Origin of the sequence: Exiguobacterium sp. s160, from assembly GCF_018617575.1 — a bacterium.
Classification (GTDB): domain Bacteria; phylum Bacillota; class Bacilli; order Exiguobacteriales; family Exiguobacteriaceae; genus Exiguobacterium; species Exiguobacterium aestuarii_A.
Genome location: NZ_JACSKK010000001.1, coordinates 803,395 through 821,216, shown reverse-complemented (window position 1 = coordinate 821,216; position 17,822 = coordinate 803,395). Strand labels below are relative to the sequence as shown.

General features: G+C 47.3%; 15 protein-coding genes and 1 other annotated feature. Of the genes, 8 read left to right on the top strand and 7 right to left on the bottom strand.

What is annotated here, in order from left to right; all coding sequences use genetic code 11:
• The first annotated feature begins 17 nt into the window (after positions 1–17).
• On the top strand, positions 18–1,031 hold the full coding sequence (gene ccpA / locus KNO86_RS04240; protein ID WP_214693299.1) for a catabolite control protein A: 1,014 nt from the start codon (positions 18–20) through the stop codon (positions 1,029–1,031).
• Between the two features lie 51 nt (positions 1,032–1,082).
• Here the strand turns inward: ccpA and KNO86_RS04235 are convergent, their stop codons facing one another.
• The 3 genes from KNO86_RS04235 to KNO86_RS04225 are packed head-to-tail and all read right to left on the bottom strand — an operon-like array spanning position 1,083 to position 3,522.
• Positions 1,083–2,252 carry an acetoin utilization protein AcuC gene (locus KNO86_RS04235; protein WP_214693291.1) on the bottom strand — a complete coding sequence of 390 codons (1,170 nt, stop codon included), beginning with the start codon at positions 2,250–2,252 and terminating at the stop codon, positions 1,083–1,085.
• Complete coding sequence (locus KNO86_RS04230) at positions 2,249–2,881, bottom strand: acetoin utilization AcuB family protein (protein WP_012726747.1); 633 nt, start codon at positions 2,879–2,881, stop codon at positions 2,249–2,251. Before KNO86_RS04230 ends, KNO86_RS04235 begins: the two co-directional genes overlap by 4 nt.
• An 11-nt stretch (positions 2,882–2,892) precedes the next feature.
• Entirely contained in the window at positions 2,893–3,522 is a 630-nt protein-coding gene (locus KNO86_RS04225; protein WP_214693289.1) for a GNAT family N-acetyltransferase, read from the bottom strand.
• Between the two features lie 155 nt (positions 3,523–3,677).
• On the opposite strand from KNO86_RS04225, the gene acsA reads away from it, so the two are divergent.
• Positions 3,678–5,384: an acetate--CoA ligase gene (gene acsA / locus KNO86_RS04220; RefSeq protein ID WP_214693287.1), complete on the top strand. Its 1,707-nt coding sequence runs from the start codon at positions 3,678–3,680 to the stop codon at positions 5,382–5,384.
• Positions 5,385–5,425: 41 nt separating this feature from the next.
• On the opposite strand, the gene KNO86_RS04215 is transcribed toward acsA, so the two are convergent.
• On the bottom strand, positions 5,426–7,885 hold the full coding sequence (locus KNO86_RS04215) for a transglycosylase domain-containing protein (protein ID WP_214693282.1): 2,460 nt from the start codon (positions 7,883–7,885) through the stop codon (positions 5,426–5,428).
• A gap of 168 nt (positions 7,886–8,053) precedes the next feature.
• Positions 8,054–8,251: a binding site (T-box leader), on the top strand.
• A gap of 47 nt (positions 8,252–8,298) precedes the next feature.
• Here KNO86_RS04215 and tyrS point away from each other — a divergent pair.
• Together tyrS and KNO86_RS04205 are read left to right on the top strand one after the other, a co-directional pair.
• Positions 8,299–9,546, top strand: a complete 1,248-nt coding sequence (tyrS, locus tag KNO86_RS04210; protein ID WP_214693275.1) for a tyrosine--tRNA ligase — start codon at positions 8,299–8,301, stop codon at positions 9,544–9,546.
• A gap of 96 nt (positions 9,547–9,642) precedes the next feature.
• Entirely contained in the window at positions 9,643–10,269 is a 627-nt protein-coding gene (locus KNO86_RS04205) for a GTP pyrophosphokinase (RefSeq protein WP_214693273.1), read from the top strand.
• Positions 10,270–10,304: 35 nt separating this feature from the next.
• On the opposite strand, the gene rpsD is transcribed toward KNO86_RS04205, so the two are convergent.
• Both rpsD and KNO86_RS04195 read right to left on the bottom strand, forming a co-directional pair.
• Positions 10,305–10,904, bottom strand: a complete 600-nt coding sequence (gene rpsD / locus KNO86_RS04200) for a 30S ribosomal protein S4 (RefSeq protein WP_074033444.1) — start codon at positions 10,902–10,904, stop codon at positions 10,305–10,307.
• A gap of 222 nt (positions 10,905–11,126) precedes the next feature.
• Complete coding sequence (locus KNO86_RS04195; protein ID WP_214693271.1) at positions 11,127–11,609, bottom strand: GAF domain-containing protein; 483 nt, start codon at positions 11,607–11,609, stop codon at positions 11,127–11,129.
• 235 nt (positions 11,610–11,844) lie between these two features.
• Here KNO86_RS04195 and ezrA point away from each other — a divergent pair, with 235 nt between their 5' ends.
• Both ezrA and KNO86_RS04185 read left to right on the top strand, forming a co-directional pair.
• Positions 11,845–13,575 carry a septation ring formation regulator EzrA gene (ezrA, locus tag KNO86_RS04190; RefSeq protein WP_214693268.1) on the top strand — a complete coding sequence of 577 codons (1,731 nt, stop codon included), beginning with the start codon at positions 11,845–11,847 and terminating at the stop codon, positions 13,573–13,575.
• Between the two features lie 74 nt (positions 13,576–13,649).
• Entirely contained in the window at positions 13,650–15,221 is a 1,572-nt protein-coding gene (locus KNO86_RS04185; protein ID WP_214693266.1) for an amidohydrolase, read from the top strand.
• 53 nt (positions 15,222–15,274) lie between these two features.
• On the opposite strand, the gene KNO86_RS04180 is transcribed toward KNO86_RS04185, so the two are convergent.
• On the bottom strand, positions 15,275–16,093 hold the full coding sequence (locus KNO86_RS04180) for an NAD kinase (RefSeq protein ID WP_214694006.1): 819 nt from the start codon (positions 16,091–16,093) through the stop codon (positions 15,275–15,277).
• Positions 16,094–16,242: 149 nt separating this feature from the next.
• Between KNO86_RS04180 and tpx the strand changes: the two genes are divergently transcribed.
• Together tpx and KNO86_RS04170 are read left to right on the top strand one after the other, a co-directional pair.
• Entirely contained in the window at positions 16,243–16,731 is a 489-nt protein-coding gene (gene tpx / locus KNO86_RS04175) for a thiol peroxidase (RefSeq protein ID WP_214693264.1), read from the top strand.
• Positions 16,732–16,827: 96 nt separating this feature from the next.
• Positions 16,828–17,721: a class I SAM-dependent methyltransferase gene (locus KNO86_RS04170; RefSeq protein ID WP_214693262.1), complete on the top strand. Its 894-nt coding sequence runs from the start codon at positions 16,828–16,830 to the stop codon at positions 17,719–17,721.
• Positions 17,722–17,822 lie beyond the last annotated feature (101 nt).

The following is a 17,822-nucleotide window of genomic DNA, read 5'->3' as shown; positions in this document are numbered from 1 at the left end:
TGTAGGAGGAGTAGTTTATGAATAGTAACAACGTAACGATTTACGATGTCGCACGAGAAGCCGGGGTGTCTATGGCAACCGTCTCTCGTGTCGTCAACGGAAACCCGAACGTCAAACCAACGACACGTAAGAAAGTACAAGATGCGATTGACCATCTCGGTTATCGTCCGAACGCCGTCGCACGTGGACTAGCAAGTAAGAAAACGACGACGGTCGGTGTCATCGTACCGGACATCTCAAACATTTTCTTCGCCGATTTGGCACGAGGCATTGAAGATGTGGCGACGATGTACAAATACAACATCATCCTTGGAAACTCGGATTCAAGTCGTGACAAAGAAGTCCATTTATTGAACACGCTATTAGGGAAACAAGTAGACGGCATCATCTTCATGGGTGGACGCTTGCATGAAGATCTCGTCGAAGAGTTCAAAAAATCACCGGTTCCAATCGTTCTCGCAGCGACGTTGAACCAAGGATATGACCTCCCGGCCGTCAACATCGATTATGAGCAAGCAGCATATGACGCGACTCAGATGTTGATCAACCACGGACATGACCGTGTTGGATTCATCACTGGACCGCTCGAGCAACAGATCAATGGCGAGAAGAAATTCGCAGGATACCGTCGCGCCCTTGAAGATGCAGGTCTTCCATTCCACGACAACGATATGATTCTCGGGAATTACACATACGCATCAGGTCTTGAAGCGATGCAAAAAATGTTGCAGCGAGACGATTGCCCGAAAGCAATCTTTGCTGGGACTGATGAGATGGCCCTCGGTGTCATCCATGCCATTCAAGATGCCGGCTACTCGGTTCCGAACGACTTTGAAGTAGTCGGTCACGATAACACGCGTCTTGCGACGATGATTCGTCCGAAGTTGACGACTGTCGTTCAACCGATGTACGATATCGGAGCCGTCGCGATGCGTCTCTTGACAAAGATCTTGAACGCAGAAGAAATCGAAGAGAAAAACGTCGTGCTTCCTCACCGGATTGAGCGTCGTGATTCGCTTCGCCAAGACTAACGAAAAGCCTCCCCATCCGTCACGTCATGTGAGGGAAGGGGAGGCTTATTTTTATAGGTATATTGACTTTCGGTCATTTGAAATAAACGGCCAAAAGGCTCGTTTCGTGACTTCCCAATTTTTTTCTTCGATTTGTTGACGTCGCGGGATATGGTCAAACGAATATAGAGAGTCGTCCCACCGAGTAGGCAACGGTTGATCCGCGATACCTGACCACTTCTCAATCCACTCGCGCGGGATATCTCCAGAGTAGGGCGCCTCTCTCGTCAACCCTGCCCACACTTGAGCCCAAGCGCGTGGTACGGCACGATACCAGTCATACCCACCGCCACCAAGGGCGACGAGACGGCCATCTGTATATTCATCGGCCAGGCGTGAGGCAATCTGTGGAATTTGTTCGAACGTCCGAATTGTTGATGCCAAATGGGTGAGCGGATCAAAGACATGTGCGTCTGCACCGTTTTGGGTCAAGATGATATCGGGTTTGAACCATTCGCACGCCTCGCGTAAGACAGTTTCATAGCATTTTAAGAAAGAATCATCTTGGGTGAACGCATCGACCGGTACGTTCCAGCTGTAGCCATATCCTTTGCCGTTTCCTCGTTCTGTCACCATTCCGGTACCTGGGAACAAATAACGTCCCGTCTCATGAATCGACAGTGTCATCACATCATCATCGTCATAGAAGAGCCATTGGACGCCGTCCCCATGATGCGCATCGGTATCGACATAAAGGACGCGCGACCCGTATTGTTTTCTGACATGTGCGATGGCGACAGCTGCATCGTTATAGACGCAAAATCCGGATGCTTTGCGTCGCATGCCATGATGTAAACCGCCGCCCACATGAAAGGCGCGCTCCGCTTTCCCGCTCGCGACCAGATCGAGTGCATGAATCGTCCCACCGACAAGACGAGCGGCCCCCTCATGTATCGTCGGAAAGATAGGTGTGTCTTCCGTACCGAGACCAAACTTATTCGCTTTCAGCGTAGAAAGTTCTCCCGCAGCCGCAGCTTGGACGGCTTCGATATAATCGAGATCGTGAACGAGCGCTAACTCTTCAACCGAGGCAAGTGGAGGAGACACACATTCCGATTTGGAAAGTTTTCCGGCTGCAATCAAAAGCGATGTCGTCAATTCCAGCCGTAGCGGATTGAACGGATGATCCTCATGAAAACGATAAGACGTCTCGTCTTCGCCAAATATGTAAATCGGTCTCATCGTGACATCTCCGGACCGAGGACATCATAGCCTTCACGTTTCAACCGTTCGATGATTCGGAGCGGGTTCATCGTCTGGACGCGGAACGAGATGATGCGTTTATACGGATCGCTCGTCGGATGAACGAAGACGTTGATGATATTGACGTTCGTTTTGGCGAGGAGTCGGGTCACTTTTTCAAGTGTTCCGGTTGTATTTTCGACGAGGATTTCAATTTGCGAACTTGGTTCGAGTGCCCCGGTCAATTGTACGAAATAACGTAATAAATCGGTCTCTGTCAATACACCAACGAGTTTCCCTTGTTCGACGATGGGGAGACAAGTTAGCCGGTTTTCGTAAAACAAAGCAGCAGCATCTTCAAAGAAGTCGAAGGGATGCGCTGTCGGTACCTCGGATCGCATGATGCTCGATACAGGGTTTTGAAAGTCTGCATTTTCACTTTCGGGATGAAAGACGCTCGTCGCACCACTCATCTCGAATTGTCCGACGATCCCGACGACTTGGCGGGCCGGATTTGTCACAATCAAATGTCGGACACGATGCTCGCGCATCAATTTAGCGGCATGAGCGATCGTATTGGTCGGTTGAATCGTCACGACATGTCGATTCATCATCTGTTCGATTAGCATGAAATCCCTCCTTAGTCGTACATAAATCGCCGGCGAAGTCGTAGCGAATCAAAATGATCGATTGATTCTTGGCGCACGTTTTTGCCGATGCGAGCCATCAAACAGTTGGCAGGGTGAGAGGCGATTTCAGGATCGTCTGTCGGGAAGAAGACAAGTCCACCGTGATTCATCATCTTCTCCATGACTTTTCGATAATCCCAAATCGAGAGTCCGCTGCCTTTCAAATCCCAGTGCCAATAATATTCGGTCGTCAAAATTAAAAAGTCATCCATATGTGGGTCCATCATCGATACTTCGAGTAATTGCTTCCCGATTCGTTGACCACGGAAGCGGGGACTCACCTCGATTGCCCCAAGTTCAAGGATGTATGGGTCGTTTCCTTCACTCCAACGCTCATATGGGTCCGGATAAAGGAATGTCACGTAACCGATCACGAGATCATCCTGTCTGGCGACGATGATTCTTCCTTCTTTCAACCCAGCAATATCGACAAGAGCCTCGTGCTGATCTTCTGGTTCACGAAAAGCCGTCAATCCTTCATCAAGACGATACGTCTGCAGCACGTCGGGCGCAACCGGACCGTCAATCGTGACGTCACCTTGTGAGGTCTGCCACACTTTTGAATGATATTGTTTTTCCATTGGGTCACCACCTTTTCCACCTCTTATTATAGCGCTTTCATCAAGTAGGAATCATCCTGTTTTGATGAAATTGGAAATTCATTGATTTGTCATAATTTTAACACTATACTGAAAGTGGTTATACCAATCTGTACAGGGGAGGCGAATCTTTAGCGATGGAAAAATTGAAAGCGTTAACAGGGGAACATCAATTAGCGTCGTATGAAGAGGCTTGTCAGTCGTTTGAATGGACACAAGCAGAAGCTTTATTTTCTTGGAACTTAACGGGGAAAGTCAATTTGGCATACGAAGCAATCGATCGTCATGCGGAAAGTGAATTGGCGACGAAAGTAGCATTGCTCTATTTCGATGGGGATCGGGAAGAGCGCTACACGTATGCGGATATGAAGCAAGAAAGTAATCGTTCTGGAAATGTTCTGAAGTCGATTGGTGTGGAGAAAGGCGACCGCGTCTTTATCTTTATGCCACGTCAACCAGAACTTTATTTTATTTTACTCGGTGCCATCAAACTCGGTGCCATCGTAGGACCGTTGTTTGAGGCGTTCATGGAACAGGCAGTACACGATCGATTGCTCGACTCTGAAGCAAAAGTGATCGTGACGACGAAAGAACTGTTGCCACGTGTACCGGTCGACCAATTGCCGCACCTCGAGACGATTCTGCTCGTCGGTGACGATGTCGAAGAGTCAGAGAAAGTGCTCGACTATCGGAAATTGGCGAACGAGGCGACGACAGAACTCGGGTTAACATGGGTCGATCGAGAGGACGGTCTGATTTTACACTATACATCGGGATCAACAGGGAAGCCAAAAGGGGTCCTTCACGTTCATAACGCCATGATTCAACATATGATGACCGGTAAATGGGTGCTTGATCTTCAGCCAGACGATATTTACTGGTGCACCGCTGACCCAGGCTGGGTAACCGGGACGAGCTACGGGATTTTTGCACCGTTCTTGAACGGGGCGACGAACGTCATCGTCGGGGGCCGATTCAACCCTGAGTTCTGGTATTCGGTCATCGAACGATTCGGTGTGACGGTCTGGTATAGTGCACCGACGGCGTTCCGCATGCTTATGGGTGCGGGCGATGAGGCGTTTGAAAAGTATGACTTATCGTCACTAAGACACATTTTATCAGTCGGTGAGCCGTTGAATCCTGAAGTCATTCGTTGGGGGCACGAAGCGTTCGACCTCCGGATCCACGATACGTGGTGGATGACAGAAACCGGCGCGATGATGATTTGTAACTATCCGACGATGGACATCAAACCTGGTTCAATGGGGAAACCGATCCCAGGATGTGAAGCTGCCATTTTGGATGACCGGGGTCAACCACTTCCGCCACACCGAATGGGGAACTTGGCACTCAAGACGCCTTGGCCATCGATGATGCGGAAGATTTGGAAGAACGATGCGAAGTATGAGAGCTATTTCTGGGGAGATTGGTACGTATCGGGCGACTCGGCTTACATGGATGAAGATGGATACTTCTGGTTCCAAGGACGTGTGGATGACGTCATTATGACGGCTGGAGAGCGTGTCGGTCCGTTTGAAGTCGAAAGCCGACTCGTAGAGCACCCGGCTGTCGCTGAGGCGGGTGTCATCGGGAAACCGGACCCAATCCGAGGCGAAATCATCAAAGCGTTCATCGCGCTTCGGAAAGGCTATGAGCCGTCGGATGAGTTGAAACAAGAAATCCAGCAATTCGTCAAAGAAGGATTAGCTGCGCATGCGGCACCACGTGAAATTGAATTCAAAGACAAGTTGCCGAAAACGCGAAGCGGTAAGATCATGCGTCGCGTCTTGAAAGCTTGGGAGTTGAATCTGGAGACAGGTGACCTCTCGACGATGGAAGATTAAGATAAATAAAACGGTCGACACGCGATGTGTCGACCGTTTGTTTATGCACCGTCCGAATCGGCATTCTCTTCAGCTGGTTGCTCAGCTTCTTGTTGCGCCTCTTCTTCAGCCTTCTTCTTCGCTTCTTCCTCAGCTTTTTTCTTTGCCTCGGCTTCGGCTTTTGCTCTAGCTTCTTCTTCAGATTTTTTCTTAGCGGCAGCATCGGCAGCGGCTTCTTGTTTCTTCTCTTCAGCCTCTTCCTTCGCTTCCTCCGCCTCTCGTTTCTTCTCTTCTTCTTCCTTCTTCTTCTCTTCCTCTTCTTTTTCTTTCTCTTCTACTTTCTTCTTCTCAGAGAATGAACCAGAGTCTTTGAAGTCTTTCGCAGTTACGCTAGAAGGTTGCTTGAAGCGGGCGTTGACATTGAAGGCATCGGCATTGGCTGCATACGCGAGGTTCATCGTTTCTGACCAGATCCGTTGCGTCCGTTGATAGTATTGACCATACCCGTTACCATTTTGCATGGTTGCCAATTGTGTGTCGTAGCCAGACCATACTGCTAAAGTCACTTCAGGATTAGAACCAATTAAATATGAATCTTTTCGATCGTTGTTTGTACCCGTTTTCCCAATCCAGTCGCCAGGCACATTGAATAGAGAGTTTGCATAAGTTGCAGTTCCGGATGTGAAGACATCACGAAGCATATCAACTACAAGATATGATGTGCGATCAGAGTATATCCGTGTTTTCTTTGGATTTGCCTCATAAATCGTTTCACCTTGATAGTCAATGCGTTCGACGAGATATGGGTCAACATGTTCTCCGTAGTTAGCTAACATTGCATACGCAGAGGCTAACTTAACTGGTGTGACTTCGCCTACCCCTAGTGCCATCGATGAGGCATTGCGGTTAACTTCCGAAACGGGAATGCCCATATCAACTAATTTTTTGGTGTCCGCGTATTTTTGGTTGTGTTCTTCATAAATTTTAACAGCTGGTACGTTTAAAGAAAGTTTTAACGCTTCGCGTACCGTGACAGGGCCTCGGAAATTCCCTCCTTCATTGGAGACAGGCTTCTCATCTTGGCCAGGACCAGTGAGTTGGTAAGAATATTTTTCGTCTACCACAACTGTAGCTGGAGTGATAAGTCCGGCTTCAATAGCGTTCGGATAGACTAGAATTGGTTTTGCAGTGGAAGCGATTTGTCGGTTTGCATAAAATGCTCTGTTCAAATCATCCGGCTTACCATTCACATAACGACCACCCACAAATCCGAGAACTTTTCCGGTTTTGTTTTCAATCATGATAGAAGATGTTTGTTCAGGATACGTTTTATCATTTTCCTTAACATACTGATTTGGACCGAAGTTCCCTGCATTTTTGGCGGGTTGTTGCATCGCTTCATGAATCTTTTTATCAAGTGTCAGGTGAATATTAAATCCGCCCTGCCGCAACATGTTGTGAGCACGTTTTGCGTAGCTAGATTCAATTTCTTTCAGTTCTTTTGGTTCAAGGTCGTTCACATTGATTCCGTCTTGTTTAATCAAATAGTCTGTAACGATTTGTCGTGTTTGAAGCTCGGCTTCATCAATAACGTACGGATATTTATCCCGTGGTTTCGACTGCGTCTTCATGAAGTCTTGTGTAATGTCGTAGTTATACGCTGCGTCATACTCTTCTTGTGTAATCTTCCCAGCGACATACATTCGGTTCAAGACGGTCTTCATTCGGTTGACCGCACCTGACACATCTTCTTTAATGACCCCACCTTGGTAGTAAGGTGTATAGAAGAATGGGTTTTTCGGAATACCTGCTAAAAATGCTGCTTGTGGAAGCGTCAACTTCTCGGCAGATGTGTTGAAGACGCCGTTTGCAGCGGCTTCGATTCCTGAAATGTTACGTCCCATCGAGTTACGACCGAATGAGACGACGTTTAGATAGGCATTTAAAATCTCATCCTTATCCATTGCTTTTTCAAGACGAAGGGCAAGTAGGATTTCTTTTGCTTTCCGTTCGAACGATACTTCATTCGTCAGCATTTGGTTTTTAATCAATTGTTGCGTCAAGGTCGAACCACCTGTGCGATCCTCTGACCCTGTCGCTTCTTGTAAGATGGCACGAAGCGTCGCTTTTGGCACGACACCATCATGTTCATAAAACTCGACATCCTCTGTCGCAAGAAGCGCATCGACCACATAGGGTGATACTTTTTCTACGGGGATTGGAATGCGTACTTCATCGGTCGTATAGTTCCCGATCCGTTCTCCGCTCCCGAAATAAATATTTGACGTCGACGTGTACGTATTGATTTGTGACGTCATCGTCTTATAGGCAGGGGTCGGCATATCTTTGACAAGGGATGCGAAATATCCGACACCGATTCCAGCACCTAAAAATCCGATTAGTACAACAGAAATGATGGTGAGGAGTAAGACGTTCCAGGACACATCATAGATCACATTGGCATAGCGACGTGCTTTCATGGACGTCGGATTATTCCATAAGTCTCGAATCTTCTGCAGCATGACAGCCTCCTTAATATGGTGTAAAACTATTTTAGACAGTAATATATTCGATTATAGCACAATTCAACCTACACCTTACCTTGAAACCGAAGTCTCGTGCAAGTTTCATAATGGGAGTTGACAAGTTGAAAACGATGCTTATAAAATGAATAGCATAATCAACGATATCATGACGCGATGAAGAAAGCGAAGTAGTCGGTGGGCCTCTTGTCCAGAAAGCTAGTGGTTGCTGTGAACTAGCCAATGCCAAACGATGAATTACACTTTTTGAGCGTGCCTTTATGCCGGTTCGAGACCGTTATCTCTCGCTCAAGCGGTCGCAAATTGCGACAAGTAGGGTGGTACCGCGGAATCTCCGTCCCTTCTCATATGAGAAGGGACGTTTTTTTATGTCAATTGAAGGAGTGGAACAGATGGAATTATTAAAAGACTTAGAGTTTCGAGGGCTTGTCAACCAAATGACAGATGAAGAAGGATTGAAAGAACAACTGAAACAATCAACGACGTTGTACACGGGATTTGACCCGACAGCTGACTCGCTTCATATCGGGCACTTGCTCCCGATTTTGACGCTGAAACGTTTCCAACAAGCAGGCCATCAGGTCATCGCGCTCGTCGGTGGGGCGACAGGTATGATTGGAGACCCGTCTGGTCGTTCGGATGAACGTTCATTGAACACATTGGATACGGTCAAACTCTTCTCGGACCGCATCAAAGATCAGTTGAGCCGATTCCTTCCACTTGAAGGGGAGAACCCGATCACGATTCGCAACAACTACGAATGGACGGAAGAGATGTCAATCATCGACTTCCTTCGCGACATCGGGAAGCACTTCCCAATCAGTTACATGCTTGCGAAAGATTCTGTCGATTCACGCATGGAGAACGGGATTTCGTACACAGAATTCTCATACATGTTGCTTCAATCTTACGACTTCTTGAAACTATACGAGACAGAGAAATGTCGTCTTCAAGTCGGTGGAAGTGACCAATGGGGGAACATCACGGCAGGTCTTGAATTGATTCGTCGCTTCGGCCATTCAGAAAAAGCATTCGGACTTACGGTTCCGCTCGTCACAAAGTCGGACGGACAGAAGTTCGGGAAGACAGCTGGCGGTGCGGTCTGGTTAGACGCTGACAAGACGTCACCATACGAGTTCTACCAGTTCTGGATCAACGTCGACGATGCAGATGTCATCAAGTTCATCAAATACTTCACGTTCATGTCGCATGAAGAGATTGAAGCACTTGCGACTGAAGTGGCAGAAGCACCTGAGAAGCGTGTGGCGCAGCGCCGTCTCGCAGAAGAGATGACGAAGCTCGTCCATGGTGAAGCAGGTCTTGAACAAGCGGAACGCATCACGACAGCATTCTTTAGCGGAGATTTGACGTCGCTTCAACCAGAAGACATGGAAGATGCTTTCAAAGGAATGCCGCAATTCGAGCTTGACGGCGAGCGCAACATCGTCGACCTCCTCGTCGAGGCGAAGATCTCACCATCGAAACGTCAGGCACGTGAAGATGTGACGAACGGAGCGATTTACTTGAACGGCGAACGCGAACAAGCGCTTGATAAAGTCGTCACGCGCGAAGACACACTCGGTGAATTTACAATCATTCGTCGCGGTAAGAAAAAGTACTTTGTGATTCGTCACGTATAATCATCACGTCCATTCCTCATTTGTTGAGGAATGGACGTTTTTTGTACATTCTATGTTATTCGGATTTGATAAAATGAGGAGATAGGAGGGATGACGATGGAGATTGAAGAATTTTTCGGCGACCAGTTCCATCAATGGCGCGAACACTTTCGATATTATGAAATGGCGATCACGGAGCTCGAGAGCGATCTCGGAATCATTGACTTGGATTGGCAGACGCGACTCGGTTATTCACCGATTGAACACGTGAAGACGAGAATGAAGACGTTACCGTCCATCGTGCGCAAAATGAAGCGGAAAGACTTACCTCTAGAGGTGTCTGCACTTTGGGAACACGTCCATGATGTGGCGGGGATTCGGATTGTCACGAGCTTCCGTGATGACATTTATGAGATCTTGCGTCATTTAGAGGCACGGGATGATTTGGACATCATCGAAATCAAAGATTACATCGAACATCCGAAGCCGAGCGGGTATCGGAGTTTACATCTGATCGTGAAGACAAAAGTCTATTTGGCCGAGCGGATCATCTGGGTACCGGCTGAAATTCAAATTCGTACGCTTGCCATGGATTTTTGGGCGGCGACGGAACATAAACTTCAATATAAATATCAGCACGAGGTACCGGAGTCGTCGAAAGAAGAACTCATTGAGGCGTCACGGATGGCCGATGCCCTCGATACGCAGATGGGACGCATTCGACAAGAAATTCTGAAGAAATAAAAAAATCCCCTTCGTAAAGAAGGGGATTAAAAGCATTAACGTGAGTAGTACTCGACGATAAGTTGCTCTTTGATTTGGTCGTTGAGTTCAGCGCGTTCTGGGAGACGTACGAATGTACCTTCGAGTTTCTCAGCGTCAAACGATACGAAGTCTTTTGTAGCTGGTGCTACTTCAAGAGCTTCAGCGATTGCTTTCACGTTTTTCGACTTTTCGCGAACTGCGATTACTTGACCTGGTTTTACGCGGTAAGACGCGATGTCTACGCGTGATCCGTCAACTGTGATGTGACCGTGGTTGACGAGTTGGCGTGCTCCACGACGTGTGCGAGCGAGGCCGAAACGGTAAACGAGGTTGTCAAGGCGTGATTCGAGCAAGAACATGAAGTTCTCACCGTGGATGCCTGGCATTTTACCAGCATCGTTGAAGATGCGGCGGAATTGCTTCTCGTTCACTCCGTACATGTGACGAAGTGCTTGCTTCGCTTGAAGCTGAAGACCGTATTCTGAGATTTTCTTACGACCATTTCCGTGTTGACCTGGTGCGTAAGGACGTTTTACTAATTCTTTACCCGTTTCGCTAAGCGAGATGCCTAAGCGACGCGAGAGTTTCCAAGCTGGACCTGTGTAACGAGCCATGATTGGACTCCTCCTTGTTGTTCATGTATTTTGCACAAAAGAACAACGGTGTCAAAGACGAGTAACGCCCCTTTCAAGGTGCAAGCACCTTCACTTGATAGCGAAGCTACGAGATGCCCCTCCGACTAAGTCGAGGCCCGAAAGGTGGATACGTTTGTCTATGACTGCTATCGTCATTTCATGCACAAAGATGAGTATACGATGAAAGTAAATGCTTGTCAATCAAATAAAGCGAAGTAGCGTCTCACAAAAACGTTCGAGTCCAACACGATCGACTTCGGAGAAACGATCGAATTCTGGACTGTCGATATCGAGGACACCGATTGTCTTCCCATCCCGTACGAGTGGGACAACGATTTCAGAGTTTGAAGCCGCGTCACACGCAATATGTCCTGGGAATTGATGAACGTCAGCGACGAGCTGCGTTTCCTGTGTAGACGCCGCTGTTCCACAAACGCCTTTTCCGAACGCGATATGCACACAAGCTGGAAGACCTTGGAAAGGACCGAGAATGAGGCTATCCTCAGAGTCTGTCACATAAAAGCCGACCCAGTTGATTCGATCTAAAAATTGGTTCAGTAAAGCACTTGCGTTGGCAAGGTTGGCGACCGCATTTGTTTCGCCTTCTAATAGAGCAGCGAGTTGTTTATTTAATAGATCGTAACCGGCAGCTAAATCACCTGAATAGGATGTTGTTTGGAACATATTGAATCCCCTCCATCTTTCTTGTTTTTAGAATTTAGCATTATGGTACACGCTAATTTCGGATTTGTCTTGCGTGAAAGTTCAGAAAAAATGAACAATCTCCACTGAAACCATTGGAAAACCTATGCAAATCATTGGTTCTATAATATGATTAGGTATATCTATTCTTATAAAATACTTCTTTTTTATATAAGGTACATAAGTCCACGAAAGCGGCTTGGAGGTTGTGACAAAGATGGATTACGGAATTTATGGGTTAATCATTGGAATCATCGTCGTCGTATTAGGCGGCATGTTGGGGAGTATGCTCATTCGAAGGAATTTTTACCAAAAAATCGATGACTTAGATATGAGAAAACAAAGTGTGCTCAGCGCGAGCATCCCGGTTGAACTTCAGAAGTTCAAGCAATGGCCAATGGAAGGGGAAACGAAAGAAAAGTTCGATCGTTGGCATCAATCTTGGGATGAGTTGGTCAGTGTGCATGCAGGTCAAATCGATGAAGCGCTATACCGAGCCGAGGAAGACTTGGACAAATATCGCTTTATGAAAGTGAAGGCGGACTTGAATGCGACAGAACAACTTATCGAAGAACTCGAGACGATGGTACACGCCATGCTCGATGAGATGGATGAGTTCACGACACACCACACTTCGCTCATGGACATCGTGAAGCAAGACGAGAAAGAATTGTATCAGTTCCGCAAAACATTGAATTCACAAAATCATGCGTTCGGCCCGACGTATGCGCTTGTCGAGCAAGAGATTGCCGCCGCTGAGGCGAAGCGCAGTGAAATGATCAACTTGAAACAAGTCGGTCAAGTCTCTGAGGCGTTCGAGACTGGACAAGCCTTATCGAACCAAGTCGGTCATATCCGTGAATTGATTCGAATCATCCCGCAATTCGTACGTACAGTCCAAGTAGAGTTGAAACAACAACTTCAACAGTTACGGGCTGGACACAAAGAAATGCAAATGGACGGGTATGCGCTCGAACCGCTCGGATTAATGGAAGAAATCGATCAAGCGGAAGAACGTCGTGAGGAACTGATGGCTCGCATCGAACGATTGGAATTTGATCATTTCGAAGAGGACATGCAACAGTTGAGTTCCGATATCGACCAGCTGTTTGAGGCGTTCCGAACGGAAGTCGATGCACGCCAATATGTGAAGAAGGAATTTGCGACGATTCAGGAACGTGAACGTCAGTCTTCCGAAATCATGGGCAACCTGCAAACAGAAATGTCTCGACTCGTCAGTAATTATGAGATCAACGCTCGTGTCGGCGAGGAGTTTGAACAGTTAGAACGCGAACGGACGACGCTCACGGCGAATGTACTTGATATCGAGCAAGCGCTCGTCGCCCAAATGTTGCCGTATAGCATGATTAAATCGAAAGTCCAAGAAGCGAAACGTTCGCTCGATCAATTCAATGCCATGCATGAGCGATTCATCGAGGACACGAATTCGTTACGTAAGGAAGAACTCGAAGTACGACATAAGCTCGAAACGTGGAAGAAAGAATTGTCTGCGCACCGCCGCCTCTTGGCGAAAAGCGCGATGCCTGTCGTCCCGAACGATTTATCCAACGACTTACGTCAACTTCAAAAAGGCGTCCAGTCTCTAGATGAACAGTTCGATAAAGCGCCATTCAATATGACTTATATCGTCGGACTCAGTCATGATGTAGAAGAAATGATGGATCACTTCCGCGACCGTGTCCATGCGCTGATTCGTCAAGTGACATATGCTGAACAGTTGTTACAATACGCCAACCGATTCCGTCGTCGTGACAACGAAGTGCACATCGCTTTGACACTCGCAGAAAACAAGTTTTTGCACGGAGAGTATGGTACTGCCGTTGAAATCGGTGAGCGTGTGCTCGGCCGCTTCGAAGAAGATGGGGCGCATGAGATTCGTCGACGCGTCGATCAAGGGTTAGAACAGCAAGAACTGCTAAAAAAATAAACGATGCATGAAGATTGACGGAAACGGGAAAAACGTAGACGTCAATCTTTTTTCAATCAAGGAGGAATCGTCAGATGGGTACGTTATGGGTTAATGGGAACATCTATACGTTGAATAAACCGGGTGAAATGATGCGGGCCATGTTTGTGGAGCATGGACGAATCTTAAAAATGGGCGAAGAGGGTCATCTCCGTCGTACATACGCCGGTCGGATTGAAGAGATTGTGAACTTAGAAGGAAAGAGTGTCTATCCTGCTTTCACAGACTCGCACATTCACCTTGTCGGTTACGGGGAAGCGCTAGACCGTGTCGATGCAAGCGAGGCGACCAACCTTCGAGAATTACTTGAGACGATGAAACAACAAGGGTCAGATGATGAATGGGTGGTCGCAGAAGGATTTGATGATCGATTACTGGGTGAAATGCCGACGCGAGACATGATTGATGAAGTCATTTCGGATCGTCCCGTCGTCTTGAAGCGTGTCTGCCGTCATGTTGCGGTCGTGAACTCGAAAGGACTCGAGCGCCTCGGCTTGATTCATCACACGGTCATCGAAGGCGGGAAGCTCGGGCGGGATGAGGAAGGGAAGTTGAATGGTGTCCTGTATGATGCCGCGCTCGACCTCTTATATAAAGAATTGAGTGGGAATCGAAAGAAAAATGCTGCCTCACTCCGACGTGCCATCGATTCGTTGTTCGCACACGGGATTGTTGGTGCCCACACCGAGGACTTGTTTTATCATGGTGACCCGTTAGAGACGATTCAAGCGTATGAGGACGTGCTAGATGAATTGCCATTCCAAGCGCATCTTCTCGTTCATGAACAAGTTGTGGACCGTGTCATTCAACATGATGCGATGACAAAACGAAAACGATTTGACTTTGGGGCGATGAAACTGTTCGTAGACGGCTCGTTCGGGGGACGGACAGCGCTGCTCTCAGCACCGTATGCCGATGACCGGGCTCAGCGAGGGATCGAAGTGCACCGACCGGATCATTTGGAAGCACTCGTGAAAAAGGCGCGTACGTACGGAATGAACGTCGCGGCTCACGTGATTGGGGATGCGGCCGTCGAACAGTTTGTCAGTCTGCTTGAGAAATATCCAGCTAAAAAAGGAACGCGGGACCGCATTATCCACGCTTCCTTGTTAAACGATTCACTGATCAAGCGCATCAAATCCTTGCCTGTTCTAATCGATGCGCAACCGGTCTTTCTTTCTGACGACTTAGATATGTTGTTTGAACGGTTAGGGAATGAACGCGTTCATGATGTGTATCGCTTCAAGTCACTTCTTGATACGGGAGCATTATTGTTAGGGGGAAGTGATGCCCCGATTTCATCCGTCGATGTTCGGAAAGGGTTGTTCGGAGCGGTGGCGAGACAGTCGTTTAAGGGTTCGAGCACGTTAAATCCGAGTGAGCGTCTATCGATGTATGAGGCACTTCGTAGCTTTACGTATTCACCTCATGTCGCCACGGGTACGCACGGAAGAAACGGATTATTGATTCAAAGTTACAACGCGAACTTCACCGTGTGGGACGAGGACTTCTTCCAATTACAAGGGGAGGACATTTTTCACAATCGTTTAGCCATGACGGTCGTCGAAGGAAAACCGGTATATGAGGCGGAAGTCGTCACATCGTAAATAAAAGAGGAGCCAATTGATCCGAGTTAGGATCAACCGGCTCCTCTTCTTGATTAGAAGAATGAACGTTGTACTTTATGCCAGAACGAGTTCGTGCGAAGTTTGACGGTCTTGATGACTTTGTCAGAAAGTTCGATGTCGATCCGGTCTGTGTACTTCAAACTGAGTGCTTCATTATCCATACCGATGATCGGGTAATCGTTTCCGTCTTCAACGATGCGAAGCGATAGCTTACGCGATTCGTGTACGATAAACGAAGAGCCGAGTGTGCGGTAACGGTTGTTGTTGACCGAAGCAATCTCGCTGACTTGCATACATGGGATGAGTGGGTCGACGACCGCGCCGCTCAACGATTTGTTATAAGCGGTCGAACCGGTCGGAGTCGACACGACCATTCCGTCCCCACGGAATGTCTCAAAGTGCAAGTCGTCGATATATACCTCGATTGCGAGTGATTTGATGATACTCGATTTAATAGAAGCTTCATTTAAACAAAGAAGCGGTGTCGATTCGTTGATTGATGCGGAGAGAAGTGGATATTTGCGTACTTCGAGACCTTCTTCGATTCGCGTCGAGTTGTCCGAGAAGAGGCGGTCGACTTCATCGAGTTTATGTATGTCAAAGTCACAATAAAACTCGTTCAATCCGCGTCCGAATCCGACATAGATAGCGTCCTGACGAAAGCCTGTATAGCGAACAGCCTGTAAAAAGGCGCCGTCTCCACCAACCGCAGCGATGATATTCGCATCTTCTGGTTGATTGACGATGTTAAACCCGTGTTTTTCCCCGATTTCTTTTAGCTTCTTCACTTCTTTAGTGAATTCGTTGACGTTACGATGGTACAAATAGACGTTATTTCTCATCTGAGTCATCCCCTTTGTCAATGGTGTCCCCCTTATTATAACGTGTTTCCTTCAACCAATATAGGGAAAACTGAAACAGAGCCAAAAGCAGGAAGTTTGTCAAAGGCTCAATTTCATCGATATGATGAGAAGGTAACTACAACAAAGGGGATGAGTTCATGCCAACATTTAAAGGGAACAACGTGACATTACAAGGAAATCCAGTGAAAGTGGGAGACCAAGCTCCTGACTTCCGAGTGTTGACGACAGCTTTAGAAGAAGTGACATTAGCAAGCTATCCGGGGAAAAAATTGATCAGTGTCATTCCTTCAATTGATACAGGCGTATGTGACGCACAAACGCGTGAATTCAATGAGAAAGCATCATCACTTGGCGGAACGGTCTTGACTGTGTCGAACGACCTCCCATTTGCACAACGTCGTTGGTGCTCGGCTTCAGGTCTTGACAACGTGGTCACGCTCTCTGATCACCGTGATCTATCATTTGCGAAAGCGTACGGCGTATTAATTGAAGAAATGCGTCTCCTCGCTCGTTCTGTGTTCGTCGTCGATTCAAACGATGTCGTCCAGTACGTTCAATATATGGATGAAATGACAGACGAAGTTGATTTTGAAGCAGCGCTTCAGGCATTCGAACAAGCGAATTGATTCGTTTGGCGAAATTGATTAAAATAGCTTACACTAGTACGTGAACCGACCGGTCCTCTTATGGGGGCCGGTTTTGTATGGAAAGGATGAACGAAAATGGAACGTTTTGAACAACTGTATCGTGATTGGAAGAAAGAAGCGAAAAAACTTGTCAACGACCTTGATGTATTACCGATTGAGGCACTCGTGCAAGTGTTTGACCATGTCGACATCGATAATGAGAAGATGGATGACGTGCGGAAAGCTATCAGTCTACTTGTGCTTGAAGAAACGACGCAACTCCCACCGAACAACCAACCGACTCCGGATGCGGTCAGTTTGTTCATGGGCTACTTGGCAACGAAGCTCCTCAAAGATGGTGCGACGATTCTCGATCTTGGGAGCGGCACAGGCACGTTGACACATGCGGTCCTCTCGCAATTGAAAGAAGCGACGGCACAAGCGGTCGAAGTCGATGAATTGTTGCTTCGTCTCTCTTATTCGATCAGCAATTTATTAGGAAAGCCGGTTTCATATTTCCATCAAGACGCGCTCGCCCCGTTGTTTGTCGAACCGAGTGATTTGTCACTTGCGGATCTACCGATCGGTTACTACCCAAATGATGAAGTCGCGGCCGAATACGACATGAAACGTAATGAAGGGCATGCCTATTCTCATTTCTTGATGATGGAACAGGCGATCCGTCATACGAAACCTGGTGGACACGGATTGTTCGTCATTCCGAACAATTTGTTTGAACAGGATGATGAAGGGAAATTAAAACAATGGATGGACCGTGAAGCGGTTGTCAAAGGTGTGATCCAACTTCCGACGACAATGTTTAAAGACGAACGTTATGCGAAAAGTTTGTTGCTCCTGCAAAAAGTGGGGGAAGGCGTCACACGCCCGAAACAAGCCTTATTCGTTGAGCTTCCGTCATTCACAGACGTTCGAGCGGTTGCCAATGTAGTGAAACAGATTGATGATTGGTTCAAAACAACGCAAAAATAATAGACAAAATACTTGAAAAAGGTATTCAAAATCAAGTATCTTCATTATGATACAGTTATCAGTTTTAAATTGAACAGATAAAGAAACGCGTTTAAAACGAA

Bases quoted from the DNA above. Each gene is read 5' to 3' on its own strand.
- ccpA (WP_214693299.1), top strand. From the start codon at position 18: ATGAATAGTAACAACGTAACGATTTACGATGTCGCACGAGAAGCCGGG.
- KNO86_RS04235 (WP_214693291.1), bottom strand. From the start codon at position 2,252: ATGAGACCGATTTACATATTTGGCGAAGACGAGACGTCTTATCGTTTT.
- KNO86_RS04230 (WP_012726747.1), bottom strand. From the start codon at position 2,881: ATGCTAATCGAACAGATGATGAATCGACATGTCGTGACGATTCAACCG.
- KNO86_RS04225 (WP_214693289.1), bottom strand. From the start codon at position 3,522: ATGGAAAAACAATATCATTCAAAAGTGTGGCAGACCTCACAAGGTGAC.
- acsA (WP_214693287.1), top strand. From the start codon at position 3,678: ATGGAAAAATTGAAAGCGTTAACAGGGGAACATCAATTAGCGTCGTAT.
- KNO86_RS04215 (WP_214693282.1), bottom strand. From the start codon at position 7,885: ATGCTGCAGAAGATTCGAGACTTATGGAATAATCCGACGTCCATGAAA.
- tyrS (WP_214693275.1), top strand. From the start codon at position 8,299: ATGGAATTATTAAAAGACTTAGAGTTTCGAGGGCTTGTCAACCAAATG.
- KNO86_RS04205 (WP_214693273.1), top strand. From the start codon at position 9,643: ATGGAGATTGAAGAATTTTTCGGCGACCAGTTCCATCAATGGCGCGAA.
- rpsD (WP_074033444.1), bottom strand. From the start codon at position 10,904: ATGGCTCGTTACACAGGTCCAGCTTGGAAACTCTCGCGTCGCTTAGGC.
- KNO86_RS04195 (WP_214693271.1), bottom strand. From the start codon at position 11,609: ATGTTCCAAACAACATCCTATTCAGGTGATTTAGCTGCCGGTTACGAT.
- ezrA (WP_214693268.1), top strand. From the start codon at position 11,845: ATGGATTACGGAATTTATGGGTTAATCATTGGAATCATCGTCGTCGTA.
- KNO86_RS04185 (WP_214693266.1), top strand. From the start codon at position 13,650: ATGGGTACGTTATGGGTTAATGGGAACATCTATACGTTGAATAAACCG.
- KNO86_RS04180 (WP_214694006.1), bottom strand. From the start codon at position 16,093: ATGACTCAGATGAGAAATAACGTCTATTTGTACCATCGTAACGTCAAC.
- tpx (WP_214693264.1), top strand. From the start codon at position 16,243: ATGCCAACATTTAAAGGGAACAACGTGACATTACAAGGAAATCCAGTG.
- KNO86_RS04170 (WP_214693262.1), top strand. From the start codon at position 16,828: ATGGAACGTTTTGAACAACTGTATCGTGATTGGAAGAAAGAAGCGAAA.